Genomic DNA, 15496 nt, shown 5'->3' with positions numbered 1-15496 from the left:
AGTAGTATTTTTATTAGACAAAATCTATTATAAGCCTAATAAAAATCAAGGGCAAACGCGCTCTTACATAAAATATACTAAGATTTCACAATTTTACGTAGCTTTTCTATAAAATTTGCCTATTTTCAAGAAATTACAGAATATTTAAGAAAATTTTAATAAATTGTAAATTATAGATGAAATAAAGAAAATTTGGATTCCACCAAGCTCTTAGCACGGCGTAAGCCTTAGTTGCATTATGCCATGGGAAGTTATACTTTCCATCGGTGCAAAAAAAAAGGCAAGGTAGTAATTTAATACCTTGCCCTTTCTTACATTTAATTATCATTCTGGTGCTTTGGCGGTATTAGGAGGATTGGCACCTGAGACAAACGGGAAACTTTGTGACTGACACTTCCCAGTAGGGCCTCTCCGAAGAAGCCTTTCCCTTGGCTACCCATTATAATAAGCGAATATTTATTTTCAGGGTTATTAATCTGTTTTAAAATCTCTTTAACTGTAGGGCCGAAGGATAGAACATTTTCTACCTGTGATGCACCCTTATCCATTAATCTATTTTTCAACTTGTCCAAGCGGACCCCATCGACTTTGTTGAAGTAATCTAACTGATAGATAAGATGAGGGTCGATTGTTGTACTGTCCTGGACGTGCATTAATGTAACCGCACACTTGGTTTCAGATACAGCTTTTTCTAAATAGAGAAAGGCTCTATCAGCAACCTCTGAAAAATCCGTTAAGAAAAGTACGTGATCAAATAATTTATCAAAGGTCAACTCTACATTCGCTTCCTCGTCATCCAATTCAAGTCGAATCAGTATAATTGGCCGCTCGCATATTTGTAGCAACTCGGAGGAAACACTGCCCATAAATGCTTTTTTAAAAATCCCCTTACCGTGGGAGCCTGTTACAATAGCGGAGACGTCGTATTTCTCTGAGAGTTTATGCAGCTTTCTTGAAGGAATTCCCGCTTGAATTTCAACAGTGACCTTGAGTCCCATGTCTTGCAAGTAAGATTTTTGAGCATTTACAACGGGAAGTGAGTCTTCTCTAATTCTCTCTATGCCCATAGGGCTATGTTCTGAAGAGATAATATAAGCCAATACAACTTCTTCTAAACCTAAGCTCTTCAATTGTACAGTTGCATCTAGAAGCTTATCTGAGGCAGCCGACAAATCAGTACAAAGCAAAACTTTTTTATACATGTGCATTTCCCCTCTCGTTGAGAAAATTTACTTCCTACTATAAAGATATATTTTTCCATCATAATTGTCAATACAATAGGATGTTTGAAACTAAAAACAAATTGAGTTATGATTACTACTATAATATTCCCTAGGTTATATGAGGAGGGTTTTAATGGAAGAAAACATAAATAAGGCTATTCTTGTACTAGTAGATTTAAATAGTAAATCAGAGGATCAGTTAAAGTGGGAGCTAGAGGAACTGGAGGAACTGGTTAAGACTAGCGGTAATCTAGTAGTTGCAGCTGCTGAACAGCGGCGTCAGAATCCCCATCCAGCTTTTTTTGTAGGAAAGGGTAAGGTTGAGGAACTAGTACATTTAGTGGAAGAGCATGAAGCCAATCTAATTGTTTTTAGTCAACAGTTGAATCCAGCTCAGTTGAGAAATCTAGAAGAGATGATCCCCGCAAAGGTTCTGGACCGTACTCAGCTAATACTGCATATATTTGCTCAAAGGGCAAATAGCATGGAAGGAAAGCTCCAGGTGGAGCTGGCCCAGCTCCAATATTCATTGCCTCGACTAACAGGTAAGGGTTTAGAAATGTCTAGACTGGCTGGTGGAATAGGGACGCGGGGTCCTGGAGAGACAAAACTGGAAACGGATAGAAGGCGAATTAGAAAGCGAATAGACTACATTAAGGCAAGGCTAACTGAAGTAGAAAAGCGCAGGGAGCAGCAACGCCAGAATCGAAAAAAGCGAGGAGTGCCTTTGGTATCATTGGTTGGGTACACCAATGCGGGAAAGACTTCTACCATGAGAGCAATTCTGGGAGAAAATGACGATCAATTCATAGGTGAGGATAAGCTATTTGCTACTTTGGATACCACTATTCGCCAAGTGGAGCTGCCGGGAGGAAGCATGACGCTGATTAGCGATACTGTAGGCTTTGTGCAGGACCTACCACACCAATTAGTAGATGCTTTTAAAGCCACATTGGAAGAGGTAGCCGAAGCTAACTTGATTTTGCACGTAGTAGATGGTGCTCATAGCCAAGTGGAGGAGCAGGTTCGCACAGTTGAACTAGTACTAAAAGAGTTGGAGTGTGATTCGATTCCTTCATTATTAATAGTAAATAAGTGTGATGTATGGCAGGAAGAAAACCCTCATATTGAACTAGTACTTGAAAATGCAAGTAAAAATGCTATAGCTGTAATTCCTATGTCTGCTAAAACCGGTGACAATGTTCAACAAGTTATGACTAAAATTGAGAAGGCGTTGCAAAAGGGATATAGAAAGTTAAAAATAGTTGTGCCTTATGCAAGAGGAGGAGTGATTGAGTACTTACGGCAAAAGGCTTTAATCGAGAATTTAGAGTACAAGGAATCTGGAGTAGAGGTACTCATAAAAGCTTCCAGTGAGGTGCAGGGATGGCTTAAAAAGAACGGACTTTCAGAGGAGGTAGGTTCTAATGAGTAAAGCGGAGATTTGGATAAAGTATGGGCACAGTGAGGAAGAGATGATAGAAGAAGTGCTAGAGGCCATGGATGTTGCTGGAGACTTACAAAAATTAGACCATAAAAACCCATTGATTGGTATAAAGCCAAATCTAGTGGTTGCTCAAGTGGCGGAGTGGGGAGCTACTACTTCTCCTAAGCTGGTACGAGGATTAGTGAAATATTTAAAGCAAAAGGGCTTCAATAACATTGTTATTCTGGAGAGCGCCTGGGTGGGGGATAGTACGGAAAAGGCCTTTGAAGTTTGTGGCTATCAAGACATTAGTAGGGAATTTGATATTCCCTTGTTAGATCTGAAAGAGGATGAGGGTTTAAAGTTTACTGTTGAAGATATGAAAATAGAGGTTTGCAAGAAGGTGTTAGAGCTTGACTATCTAATAAATATGCCGGTGCTTAAGGCCCACTGCCAAACTAAGGTAACCTGCTCTCTGAAAAATCTTAAGGGATGTATCAGGGATAGCGAAAAACGCCGTTTCCACACTATGGGGCTTCATAAGCCAATAGCCTATTTAAATAAAATAATAAAGACTGACTTAATTATAGTAGATGGCATAGTGGGAGACTTAACCTATGAGGGCGGTGGTACTCCGGTGCGTATGAACAGAATTATTGCGGGACGAGATCCTGTGTTAATAGATAGTTATGCAGCGGAGCTAATTGGATATAGTTCAGAGGAAATAGACCACATAGTATTGGCTGCTAAAATGGGTATCGGAAAAATGGAACTGAAAGAGGGATCAATTATGGAGTTAAACAGCAAAAGGGAAGCTCAAGCCCCTGAGAACATAATGGCTAGTAAAGAAGCTGATTATCTAAAAAAATGGATAGAAGAAGATGACGCCTGCTCTGCTTGCTATGGCAGCTTAGTTCATGCACTAATGCGCGTAAAAGATAAAAATGATTTGGACAAGATAACAGAAAAAATCCACATTGGACAGGGGTATAGAGGCAAAGAAGAGGAGCTTGTGGGAGTAGGGAATTGTGCAAAAGGCTTAAAGCATCATGTGATGGGATGTCCCCCAAAGGCTAAGGATATAGTGGCTTTTTTTAATAAGTTAGGTATTTAGTTAATAGCTAATATGTGCTATAATATATGCGGAAAGTGTTAAAATAAGTAAAAGGGGAGGTCCCTTTAGGCTATGATAATTGCCTTTTTTCTTACACCAAAGCAAGACGTAATTTGGCTTTCTGAAGAAGCGACAATGCGGCAAGCTTTAGAAAAAATGGAGTACCACCGATATTCAGCTATACCTCTGATTGATGAAGAGGGCAGATACACGGGCACCATAACAGAGGGAGACTTGTTGTGGAAACTAAAGAATACAAAAGGGCTTAAATTTGAAAACACTAATCGAATTATGATAACAGAAGTACCTCAGCATATGAACAATAAAGTTGTGAGAATTAACGAGAAGATTGATAGTTTAATTGATTTAGCTAAAACCCAGAACTTTGTTCCGGTGGTAGATGACAATGGGGTTTTTATTGGAATAGTAAAACGAGGAGATATTATCGAGTACTGTGCGCAGTTAATAAACGCAAGAGGTGAAAACTAGAAGAGGCCTAAAATAAAGGCCTCTTTTTCTAATAAAATACATTTTATAAAAAGGAATGTGGTATCTGCATGTAGAAATAGTTATGTTAAGAATAGGGAAATTTAGCAAGTCACTTCGAAACTTCTGCGTCAGTTCTTCAGTAACTATCATACCGTAACCGACCTATTACGCATCCCTAAGAAAATCAAACTAAATTCATAAGCAAGGAGTGAAATTAATGAAAAAGGTTATGAAAACCATGGATGGAAACACTGCTGCAGCGCATGTGGCCTACGCTTTTACTGATGTGGCAGCAATCTATCCCATTACGCCATCCTCCGACATGGCTGAGTTGGTTGATGAGTGGAGTGCTTTCGGTCGTAAGAATATTTTTGGTCAAGAGGTTACAGTAACTGAAATGCAGTCTGAGGCTGGAGCTGCAGGGGCTGTGCATGGCTCTTTAGCAGCAGGAGCACTTACTACTACCTTTACTGCTTCTCAGGGTTTGCTACTAATGATTCCCAATATGTATAAGATTTCGGGAGAGTTATTGCCAGGAGTATTTCACGTATCTGCTAGAGCAGTAGCTGGGCACGCATTATCAATTTTTGGCGATCACTCTGACGTAATGGCTTGCAGACAGACGGGATTTGCTCAGTTGGCATCTGGAAGTGTGCAAGAAGTTATGGATTTAGGTGGGATAGCTCATTTGGCTTCTATTAAATCGCGGGTACCATTCCTCCACTTCTTTGACGGTTTTAGAACTTCTCACGAAGTTCAAAAGATTGAAGTGCTAGACTATCAAGTGTTTGACGACTTAGTCGACCATGATGCGATTAAGGCCTTTAGAGATAGGTCACTAAATCCAGAGAGGCCAGTTCTCAAGGGAACAGCTCAAAACCCAGACATCTTCTTCCAGGCTAAAGAGGCTTCTAATAGCTACTATACTGATTTTCCAGATGTGGTAAATGACTACATGGAAAAGATAAGTGAAATTACAGGAAGGGACTATAAACCATTTAACTATTACGGGGATCCAGAGGCGGAAAATGTTGTAATAGCTATGGGATCTGTTTGCGAAGCATTAGAGGAGACAATTGACTACTTGCGCGCTCGGGGAGAAAAGGTGGGATTGATAAAGGTACATTTGTATCGTCCCTTTTCGCCTAAGTATTTCTTTAACGTATTGCCAAAAACAGTGAAAAAAGTAGCTGTGTTGGATAGGTGTAAAGAGCCTGGCGCTCTAGGCGAGCCTTTATATGAAGATGTGTGTACATTATATAATGGAAAAGAAGCGCCCATAATAGTGGGTGGAAGATACGGCTTGGGTTCAAAGGATGTAACTCCTTCTCAATTAAAGGCAGTATATGATAATCTTAAGGCAGTTCAACCTAAAAGCAACTTTACTATTGGTATAGAGGACGATGTAACTAATTTGAGCCTGCCAATAAAAGAGAATATTAACACCAGTAGTGAAAGCACTACTGCATGTAAGTTCTGGGGCTTTGGTTCCGATGGAACAGTGGGAGCTAACAAGGATGCTATTAAAATTATCGGCGATAATACAGACTTATACGCCCAGGGCTACTTTGCCTATGACTCCAAAAAATCTGGAGGGGTTACCATATCCCATTTAAGATTTGGTAAGGAGCCCATTAGAGCCACGTATTTGATTGATCAAGCAGATTACATAGCGTGTCATAAGCAGGCCTATGTGGATCAGTATGAAGTGTTAGAGGGCTTGAAGCCAGGTGGTACATTCCTACTAAATACAATCTGGAGTCCTGAGGAACTGGGAGAAAAAATGCCAGCTAAAATGAAGCGTTATATTGCTGAGAATAATATTAACTTCTATACAATAGATGCGGTTAAAATAGCCTCTGAAGTTGGCTTGGGTGGAAGAATCAATATGGTTACTCAATCGGCCTTCTTCAAACTGGCTAATGTAATTCCCTATGATGATGCAGTGAAATATATTAAAGATGCTATCGAAACTACATACGGCAAGAAAGGCGATAAGATTGTCCAGATGAACAAAGATGCTGTAGATAAGGCGGCAGAAGCTGTTGTCAAAATAGAGGTTCCAGCAGAGTGGGCTAATGCGGAAGAGTTAGAGGCAGCAGCTACGGCAGAGTTACCTAAGTTTATCGAAAAGGTTGTATTCCCCATGAACAGACAACAAGGGGATAAGCTTCCAGTGAGTACCTTTGTGGGCATAGAGGATGGAACTTTCCCGCAGGGAACTTCTGCATACGAAAAGCGGGGGATTGCTATTGATGTGCCCGAGTGGCAGAGTGATAAATGTATCCAGTGTAATCAATGTTCTTATGTTTGTCCTCATGCTGCAATTAGACCATTCTTGGTTAACGAAGACGAGAAAAAGAATGCTCCTGAGAGCTTTGTAACAAAGAAAGCTCTAGGAAAACCCCTTGCTGGATTAGAATACAGAATTCAGGTTAGTCCGCTTGATTGTATTGGTTGCGGCAGCTGTGCTAATGTATGTCCAGCTAAGGAAAAAGCATTGCTTATGAAGCCTGTAGGGGAGCAGGTTGAAAAGCAAGGGGGCAACTGGAATTACGCAGCTAATAGTATATCCATAAAAGATAATTTATTAAGCCTTGAAACTCTAAAAGGCAGTCAATTTGCCCAGCCCCTTCTTGAATTCTCTGGAGCTTGTGGGGGCTGTGGGGAAACTCCTTATGCCAAGCTTGTAACTCAACTGTATGGAGATAGAATGATGATAGCCAACGCTACCGGATGTTCTTCTATCTGGGGAGGTTCGGCTCCTTCTACACCTTATTGCACTAATAAAGAGGGCAAAGGACCTTCTTGGGCTAATTCTCTGTTTGAGGACAATGCAGAGTATGGCTATGGAATGGCGTTAGCGGTTAATAAAATTAGAGATAAAGTGGGTCTGTTGATGGAGGAAGCTTTGGAAGCCGACTCTGTATCTGAAGAATTAAAAGCCGCCTTTAAATCATGGCTAGACAATAAAGACGATGCCAAGGGCTCTAAAGAAGCAACAGCAAAGATACTACCCCTATTGGAAGCGGAAACTGGCAATAAAGTAGTTAAGGAAATCGCTGAACGCAAGGATTTCTTAGTAAAGAAATCTCAATGGATTGTGGGTGGTGATGGCTGGGCCTACGATATTGGTTTTGGTGGGCTTGATCACGTGCTGGCTTCAGGAGAAGATGTAAATGTATTGGTATTTGATACAGAAGTATACTCTAATACTGGAGGACAGTCTTCTAAGGCTACACCGCTGGCAGCTGTAGCTAAGTTTGCCGCTGCAGGAAAGCAGATAAAGAAAAAGGACCTAGGTTTAATTGCCACAAATTATGGCTATATATATGTTGCTCAAATTGCAATGGGGGCCAACATGAATCAGACTCTTAAGGCAATAGCTGAAGCGGAAGCTTATCCAGGTCCATCGCTGATTATAGCGTATGCTCCTTGTGTAAACCATGGTATCAAAGCTGGAATGGGTGCAGCTATGGAAGAAATGAAGAAAGCGGTAGAGGTGGGCTACTGGCACCTGTGGAGATACAACCCTGAGCTTAAGAAAGAGGGTAAGAATCCATTTGTGCTTGAGTCAAAAGAGCCTCAAGGCTCCTTCAAGGACTTCTTGTTGGGAGAAGTTCGCTACGCCACCCTTTACAAGTCCTTTCCGGAATTGGCAGAAGAGCTATTTGCCAGAGCGGAAGATGATGCTAAAGAGAGATATGAAAATTATAAGCGTTTAGCAGATAGATAAGTTAAATAAAACAGGGGCAATTTAAAATTGCCCCTGTTTTATTTCTTTCCATCCAATTATGCTCGTTCTTTAGTAAATAGAGTTATAGCATAAATACCGGCGATTCCAATGATTGTATAAATGGCGCGACTGAGCAATGCTGTTTGGCCACCAAAGATAGTTGCAACTAAGTCAAAAGAAAACAATCCGACCAATAGCCAGTTTAGTGCACCAACTATAACTAGAATCAATGCAATTCTGTCTAAAGACATAAACACCTCTCCTTTACATAGTGTTATCAGTAGTATTGACAATACTTTAAAAGATTATTACTCTTCAACATATAATGAAATCACAAAAGAATTTAAAAAAAGTAAAAAAATTCACCGTATGTGAAAATATATACAAGTAAATGTGCATATAAGATAATAAGAGAAGAAAATAAAAAAATTTTCCAGAAACATGTGAATGAAATAACATTCTCAACAATAATTTTACAAATAAGTAAATAAATTTACTTAAAGTGAAAATATTTACAAGCCCAAGTGCATACAAGATAATAAAGGATAAAAAATTTTATGTTTCTTGTGCTTGCATTAACTTTCTCATTTCGACAATTCCTGCGGAATGGAAAGTGGAGGTAAACCTAACATAGGGGGTGGTGCTAAGAAAGAAGCGCATTGCACTTATACCGCATTACTATCATAATTTGTACCTATCTTTTAAATTTTAGAAGAGGGGGTAATTGAATGAGTAAGCAAGGATACGATTGGTCAGAGCTGTGGAAGAAGGAAGACTGGTGGACGGTCTGGGTAGGTTTTACTTTTATACTTTTAGCCATAGCTGGAGTTATCGCTAGACCTACACTGCCAGGCAGATGGGGTGGAGAGAGTGGAGCATTTGCTTCGGCATTCCCGAGTATTTCTGGAGTTATATTAACAGGTGTTATTTGTTTGGTATTATTCGCGGTTGCGGTGTTTGTTTGTAAAAAGGAAGATGGGCCTAAGTTTTTAATCGCCTTTCCCTTTATCTTTGTTTTAGCAATACTAGCAGAGTTACTTGGAGGATATGCTCCATGGAGACACTATGGTATTAATAATGTTATCTGGGCGTTAGTTCTCGGTCTACTAATCAGTAATATAATTAAGACACCTCAAATTATGCAGGGTGCAGTTAGAACAGAACTATACATTAAGACTGGTCTTGTACTGTTAGGTGCTTCAATCCTGTTTAATAGAATTATTGCCCTTGGAGCCTTAGGTCTTGGAGTTGCATGGATTGTAACACCAGCGGTTGTAATCTTCATGTATTGGTTCTCCCAGAGAGTTATGGGAATGCAGGAAAACAGAGGTCTTGCTATCACAATTGCAGCAGCAACTTCAGTTTGTGGTGTATCAGCGGCCATTGCAGCAGGTACGGCAGCTAAAGCTAAGAAAGAAGAAATCAGTTTGGCTATTTCAGTAACACTAATCTTTACAGTACTAATGATGCTTGCTATGCCAGCTCTTGTTGCAGCAGTGGGAATAGACCCAATTGTAGGTGGAGCATGGTTAGGTGGTACAATTGACTCAACAGGTGCGGTGGTAGCAGCGGGTGCTATGTTAGGGCCTGAAGCTATGGAAGTGGCATCTGTAATCAAGATGATTCAGAACGTAATGATTGGTATTCTTGCTTTCGGTATTGCGGTATTCTTCGTAGTAGCCTACGAGAAGAAATCAGCTAGTGAAGCTGAGGTAGGTCCACTAGAGATTTGGATCAGAATGCCTAAGTTCATCATCGGTTTCATCCTTGCATCAATCGTATACTCTTTCTTCTTGCCACAAGCGGTTGTTGACTCAAGCTTATCAATTGTAAACGGCTGGAGAGGTTTCTTCTTCACATTAGCCTTCGTGAGTATTGGTCTTGAGAGTAACTTCGCAGAGATGGCTAAGATGACTAAGGGTGGAAAGCCTTTGACTCTATACCTAATAGGTCAGACAATGAACCTAATCTTAACATTACTAGCTGCATACTTCTTCTTCAGTGGCGTGTTCTTCGAACTTCCATTCTAAGAAGTGCAGAGATAAGATAATAAGTAATAAACGAGGGCAGTACCCAGCAAACTAATTAGTTGCGGGTAACTGCCCTTTTACTATGCCATGCGTCCAATGAGCTGGACTACGCTAGCGGATGAAAGTCCCGGTGCAGTAAAGTAGGGTGCTAAGCGAGAGAGCAAAGTGCCTGTGACAACAGGGCGAGTAGGAGGTTATTTTTTATTAGGAAAAAAGAAGCGTCGCTCATACCTAAAAAGTATCGAGCAACGCTTCTCTTTGAATTATTTATTATTTTTTTGATCTACAATTGTATTATAGGATTCATTAACTTCTGGAGCATCAACCCACCAGATATCTCCCGCACCTGTAGAGCTTCCGCTCATATTTCCTGCATCAGTTAGCATTAAAAAAACAGCTAAGGCAATTAATACTGCGAGAATAATAGCATTCATAATCTTAAACCATCTGGGCGTATTTTCTAGATTGCTCTCGCTAAGTTTCACATCAATCAAATCCTTTGCTTTATTATTAATAATACCCCCTCTTACTGGTGCAGTCAAGAGGGGGTATTGTTAGTTTACTGTATATCTAAAACCTATTGATTAAAATGGTAGTTCAAAGAAAGTACCGCTAAAGAAGAACCATGCTGCTAACAGTGTTAAGATAATGTTAAATGTTTGTCCAATCAAGTAAAGGGTAAGTGGCTTACCACCTTGAACCATTCTAGCCATTTCAGCAAAGTTTGTCTCTAAACCAATACTAACAAAAGCAAGAGTAAAGAAGAAGCCTCTGTATGCGTTAACAACACTTAAAGAACTCTCTACAGTAGCATCTGCTAAGAAGAATGAAAAGATTACAGATGCAGCAATGAAACCGATAATAAACTTAGGCATTCTAATCCAGATTTCCATTGGTCCAACAGCTGTCTTTCCTTCACCTTTTTCATAAACTGCTACGAAGAATACTGCCACACCAAAGGCGATAATACCAACCATGATGTTTTGGATCATTTTAATAACTGAAGCTACTTCCATAGCGTCAGGTCCAAGCATAGCACCTGCAGCTACAACCGCTCCAGTGGAGTCGATAGTTCCGCCTAACCAAGCGCCACCCACGATTGGGTCTATACCTGCTACACGAACTACTGCAGGCATAAACAGCATCATCAATACAGTGAAGATAAGAGTTACAGAGATTGCAAGACTGATCTCTTCTTTTCTAGCTTTTGCTGCAGTACCTGCTGCGATTGCAGCTGATACACCACAAACTGATGTAGAAGCAGCAATCGTAATTGCCAAGCCTCTGTTGTCTTGCATCTTAAGAACCTTTTGAGAAAACCAGAACATAAAGATTACAACCACTGGGGTTACTACCCAAGCTACTCCCAGCCCCAACATACCTAGAGCCATCATGCGGTTAAATAGAATTGAAGCACCTAGTAAAACTAATCCTGTCTTAATGTAAAGCTCAGTTCTAACAGCGCCTTCTAAAAACTTAGGAGTTTTAATAGTATTACTAATAAGAAGTCCTAAAGCCAGTGCCCAAATAACATCGTTAAACCCGTAATGTCTCCAAGGGTTATAGTTACCTGCTACGTAAGCCAAAATTGCTAGTATAAATATAATTGGGAATGCCTTTAAAAATCCAGCAAACTCTTCTTTCTTAATAAAGTAAATAGATACACTACATAATACCATAATTATAATTCCAGTAAGCAAAATTCCAGGTAGAGTACTCATGGAAATTGATGCAGATATTGTTTCAGCACCTTCAATACCCCATCTTTTAGGTAGCTCAGGTCTACTTAGGACACCAAATACTGCACCAAAAATCATAATAAATCCTAACCAAACCGTCCACCAGTCTTCTTTCTTCCATAATTGTGATAAGTTCATTAAGTTGTCCTCCTTTAGGAAATATAAGTTTATAAATTTTAGTATATTAAAAACTTTAATTATTAAAGTTTTGTCACCTCCTTGAAGTAATAAGGGCATTTATTTTGAAATATAAAATTATTAGTCTACTGATTTTGTTATTTTTGTGTTATAATTTCATGTGAAATACAAAATATAAGGAGTTTGTTCCTTTATTAACAATCCTTATATTTTCTTATATGCACTTACCTAAGAGAATATTTTCACATATACCGGAAAAAATTATTTTTTTCACAAAATATTTTTGAAACCATCAAAAACATGGCAATAAATTCAAAGATGGTGAAAAAAATTACAAATATAGTAGAATTATAGAAACACTTTTTACTTATAGTGGAAAAGGGGGCATTGCTTATGGAACCCTCCAGGATAGCTATGGTGCAAATGACTGCCCGAGTTGGCGCGGCGGAGGAAAACTTAGCCAAAGTGAAGAAGTATGTAGAAGAGGCTAAAAGGAAAAATGTAGACATAATATGCTTTCCTGAACTTGCGGTTAATGGATACAATCGGGAGAGGGCTGCTGAAACAGCAGAACATATACCGGGAAAAAGCTCCCAGTATGCTATTGAGTTAGCCCGTCAGAGTAATATAGTTATCTTACTGGGCTTAGCAGAGAAATCAGCTAACGAGAAGCCTTATATAACTCATCTTGCTGCATTTCCTGATGGGACTATTCAAAAACACAAAAAAACACACTTGGGACTAAGTGAGCAAAAATACTTTTCTCCAGGTGATGAAATAAATGTATTCTATAATGAGAAAGTAAACTTTGGAATTCAGATATGTTGGGAAACCCATTTCCCTGAAGTATCTACTATCCTATCTCTAAATGATTGCGAAGTGATTTTTTCCCCTTTTGCATCGCCTGTATCTGGAGCAGAGCGCCGAGAAATATGGATGAAATTCTTAGCGGCTAGGGCTTATGACAATTCTGTCTATGTGGCTGCGTGCAACTTAGTTGGATACGATGGAGAACAAGAGTTTGGCGGAGGGTCTTTGATAATTGATCCAAAAGGAAATGTAATTAATGAAAATTTCAATAAGAAGGAACAGATGATAATTGCAGATTTAGAACCTGATATAATAAATAAAATCCGTACTCAGAGGAAAAAGAGTATGCGAAATTCTTTTTATTTGGCCTGCAGGAGACCGGAACTGTATCAAGACTTGTGGAAGGGGGTATCAACGTGTCAGTTGGAGAGAAAATAAAGCGACTAAGAACAGAGAAAAAGATATCTCTAGACGATTTAGCTGTAAAGCTAGATGTGCCTGTAGGGTGTTTGAAAGATGTAGAACTTGGGAAAAGGCATTTAAATCAAGAACTTCTGCGAAAATTTGCAACACTAGCAGGAGAGAATGAAGATTATTTTGAAATTAAAGAGAAGGAGATAACTACAGATAATGAAGCAGTAAACCAATTAGCTCATCTTTCAAGTTCGGTGGGGAACAAAATCAGGAAACTCAGGGAGGAGCGCGGCTTAACTCTGGTTGAATTAGGAAAAAAGTCAGGTATTTCATATACTCATATAAGTGAAATCGAAAGAGGTAATACTTGCCCTTCATTAAAGACTATAAACAAACTGGCCAATAACTTAGGTTATCCAGTTACTTATTTTTTTACAGATAAATCACCTGTAGCGGAAGTGGCATCAACTTTAGAAATTTCTAGCGCTACTATAGATAGTGAATATCCAGTGCTAGAGAAATTGAAGCAGAGATCAGAGTATGATCTAAAGTTAGCACTTCAGCTTTTGAATACGATAAAAAGCTTTAGAGAAAGCGGAAAAGAAATTCCTGAGGATCCCATAAATGCTCAAATTAATAAGGTGCTAGAAGAAATGAGTAAGGAAGATAGACAAGCCACGTTAGATTACGCCTTATTTCTTAAAAGTAAGCATATAACCAATGGGTAATACAACAACGAGGAGTAGGTGAAAAATATGCGAACATTTTTTTCACATAAGCAGTCCGATATGGCCATAATCAGGTTACGAGTTCCCGTGGGTATTTTGTATCCAGAGCAATTGGACGTGCTTAAACAAGTAGCGTGCAGGTATGGAGATGAAAGGCTTCATCTCACAGTTCGCAAAACTGTAGAAATCCCAGGAATCCCCGTGGCCAAACTTAGTCAAGCAATGGAAGAGCTAGCAGCTGCTGGATTGCGCACTACTACTGTAGGCGACACCATTCGCAACGTGATGGCCTGTCCAGGAACATACAGTTGTCCTAATAGTATTATTGATACCCAATCATTGGGATTAGAGATAGATAGTAATGTTTGTTTTGAAGGGGAGATACCTTCGAAAATGAAAATAGCTATTGCTGGATGTGCTAATGGCTGTACCAGTCCTCAAGTCAATGATATTGGCATTGTGGGCATAAATACGGTTGAAGTGGTGGAGAAAAACTGTGAACACTGCTATACTTGCGTTGATTTTTGTAGAGAAAAAGCAATTTATAAAGCTGATACTGGTAGGATAGAAATTGATAGAAATAAATGTGTAGACTGTGGACTATGTGCCGATGAGTGTGAGGCTTTAAAAAGCAAGCAAACAGGATACAGAATTTCAGTTGGGGGAAAACTGGGCCGACACTTAGTAATGGGTAGGAATTTTGGTGATTACTCCATGATGTATCACGTGTTAGATGCCATGGAAAAGATTGTTTTTATCTACAAAGAGCGTGGGAAGCCAGGGGAACGCCTAGGTGAAACTATAGATCGAATTGGATTTGATGAATTTAAGACATTGGTTGACCGCCTCTAGACAAAAATGCATTTAATTACCAAGGGGGTGAACAGAATATTTCACTATGGGTGGAAGGAAAGTCATATTTTCCGTTGAAAGTGAATATAAGAAGAATATGCGGATAAATGTGTGAGTATTTTTCTGATTTTTTGGATTGTGCATGAAATAACATTCACCTAATAGTGTACAAGTTGCTCTTTGTCCCTTATAATAATAGAAGCCTTACAAGGAGGTGAGTAGAGATGGGTGCGGTTTACAAAAATTTTAATGACTTCATGACACAAGAAAGAGAAGCTATTATCTCTAAATGGTTCCACCTAATGATAGATGAGTATCCAGATGAAACAGTAAGAGCTATAAAAAAGGAAAAGGACCAATTCTCCAATCCGGTGGGCCACAAAATTTATAAAGGGATTGAAGAGGTTTACAACATGCTCCTTGAGAAAAAGGATGTTCAAGAGATTAACCCCTTATTTGACGACTTGATAAGAGTAAAGGCTGTTCAAGATTTTGCCCCTTCTAAGGCTATGGGTTTCATTTTTGTTTTAAAGAAAATAGTTAGGGGACACTTGGAAGACAAAAATCAAAGTGAAGCTGATTACCTGGGAGGCCTTAAACAACTTGATGAAAAAGTAGAAAATCTAGGTCTAAAGGGGTTCGACATTTACACAGAATGCCGAAACAAAATATATCAGCTTAAAGTTGATGAGTTAAATAGAAACTACAAGATGATGCAGAGAGCTACTTTAGGTAGGAATGCAGAAGGTATCAAAAAAGATTAGTTTTATATTTAAGCATTTTAATATGCGATAAAT

The 15496-nt window shown here is 39.2% G+C and carries 13 protein-coding genes; 9 read left to right on the top strand and 4 right to left on the bottom strand.

The window, feature by feature from the left end:
- Positions 1 to 317 precede the first annotated feature (317 nt).
- Positions 318 to 1202, bottom strand: a complete 885-nt coding sequence (locus tag GGQ84_RS03275; protein ID WP_429159116.1) for a universal stress protein — start codon at positions 1200 to 1202, stop codon at positions 318 to 320.
- Positions 1203 to 1356: 154 nt separating this feature from the next.
- Here GGQ84_RS03275 and hflX point away from each other — a divergent pair, with 154 nt between their 5' ends.
- The 4 genes from hflX to nifJ all read left to right on the top strand — a co-directional run bounded on the left by hflX (position 1357) and on the right by nifJ (position 7988).
- Positions 1357 to 2658 carry a GTPase HflX gene (gene hflX, locus GGQ84_RS03270; protein ID WP_429159113.1) on the top strand — a complete coding sequence of 434 codons (1302 nt, stop codon included), beginning with the start codon at positions 1357 to 1359 and terminating at the stop codon, positions 2656 to 2658.
- Positions 2651 to 3763 carry a DUF362 domain-containing protein gene (locus tag GGQ84_RS03265; RefSeq protein ID WP_429159111.1) on the top strand — a complete coding sequence of 371 codons (1113 nt, stop codon included), beginning with the start codon at positions 2651 to 2653 and terminating at the stop codon, positions 3761 to 3763. The genes hflX and GGQ84_RS03265 overlap by 8 nt, the downstream gene beginning before the upstream one ends.
- A gap of 72 nt (positions 3764 to 3835) precedes the next feature.
- Positions 3836 to 4252: a CBS domain-containing protein gene (locus tag GGQ84_RS03260; RefSeq protein ID WP_429159109.1), complete on the top strand. Its 417-nt coding sequence runs from the start codon at positions 3836 to 3838 to the stop codon at positions 4250 to 4252.
- Positions 4253 to 4469: 217 nt separating this feature from the next.
- Positions 4470 to 7988 (top strand): pyruvate:ferredoxin (flavodoxin) oxidoreductase, encoded by a 3519-nt coding sequence (gene nifJ / locus GGQ84_RS03255; RefSeq protein WP_429159106.1) that lies wholly within the window; start codon positions 4470 to 4472, stop codon positions 7986 to 7988.
- Positions 7989 to 8044: 56 nt separating this feature from the next.
- Here nifJ and GGQ84_RS03250 read toward each other — a convergent pair whose 3' ends face one another.
- Positions 8045 to 8239 (bottom strand): DUF378 domain-containing protein, encoded by a 195-nt coding sequence (locus tag GGQ84_RS03250; protein WP_429159103.1) that lies wholly within the window; start codon positions 8237 to 8239, stop codon positions 8045 to 8047.
- Positions 8240 to 8716: 477 nt separating this feature from the next.
- Between GGQ84_RS03250 and GGQ84_RS03245 the strand changes: the two genes are divergently transcribed.
- Positions 8717 to 10018 (top strand): YeiH family protein, encoded by a 1302-nt coding sequence (locus GGQ84_RS03245; RefSeq protein WP_429159101.1) that lies wholly within the window; start codon positions 8717 to 8719, stop codon positions 10016 to 10018.
- Positions 10019 to 10281: 263 nt separating this feature from the next.
- On the opposite strand, the gene GGQ84_RS03240 is transcribed toward GGQ84_RS03245, so the two are convergent.
- Together GGQ84_RS03240 and GGQ84_RS03235 are read right to left on the bottom strand one after the other, a co-directional pair.
- Positions 10282 to 10560 (bottom strand): hypothetical protein, encoded by a 279-nt coding sequence (locus GGQ84_RS03240; RefSeq protein WP_429159098.1) that lies wholly within the window; start codon positions 10558 to 10560, stop codon positions 10282 to 10284.
- Positions 10561 to 10602: 42 nt separating this feature from the next.
- Positions 10603 to 11895 carry a YeiH family protein gene (locus GGQ84_RS03235; protein ID WP_429159095.1) on the bottom strand — a complete coding sequence of 431 codons (1293 nt, stop codon included), beginning with the start codon at positions 11893 to 11895 and terminating at the stop codon, positions 10603 to 10605.
- Positions 11896 to 12288: 393 nt separating this feature from the next.
- On the opposite strand from GGQ84_RS03235, the gene GGQ84_RS03230 reads away from it, so the two are divergent.
- The 4 genes from GGQ84_RS03230 to GGQ84_RS03215 all read left to right on the top strand — a co-directional run bounded on the left by GGQ84_RS03230 (position 12289) and on the right by GGQ84_RS03215 (position 15463).
- The gene (locus GGQ84_RS03230; RefSeq protein ID WP_429159093.1) at positions 12289 to 13143 is read left to right on the top strand and encodes a nitrilase-related carbon-nitrogen hydrolase; all 855 of its coding nucleotides are present in this window, start codon (positions 12289 to 12291) and stop codon (positions 13141 to 13143) included.
- Positions 13122 to 13847, top strand: a complete 726-nt coding sequence (locus GGQ84_RS03225) for a helix-turn-helix domain-containing protein (RefSeq protein WP_429159091.1) — start codon at positions 13122 to 13124, stop codon at positions 13845 to 13847. The genes GGQ84_RS03230 and GGQ84_RS03225 overlap by 22 nt, the downstream gene beginning before the upstream one ends.
- 27 nt (positions 13848 to 13874) lie before the next feature.
- Complete coding sequence (locus tag GGQ84_RS03220; RefSeq protein ID WP_429159089.1) at positions 13875 to 14699, top strand: hypothetical protein; 825 nt, start codon at positions 13875 to 13877, stop codon at positions 14697 to 14699.
- A gap of 224 nt (positions 14700 to 14923) precedes the next feature.
- Complete coding sequence (locus tag GGQ84_RS03215; RefSeq protein WP_429159087.1) at positions 14924 to 15463, top strand: RsbRD N-terminal domain-containing protein; 540 nt, start codon at positions 14924 to 14926, stop codon at positions 15461 to 15463.
- Positions 15464 to 15496: the final 33 nt, after the last annotated feature.

Origin of the sequence: Desulfitispora alkaliphila (assembly GCF_050433185.1) — a bacterium.
Taxonomy (GTDB): Bacteria; Bacillota; Desulfitisporia; order Desulfitisporales; family Desulfitisporaceae; genus Desulfitispora; species Desulfitispora alkaliphila.
Note: the sequence above shows the minus strand (reverse complement) of the source record. Positions and strands in the feature narration are given on the sequence as shown.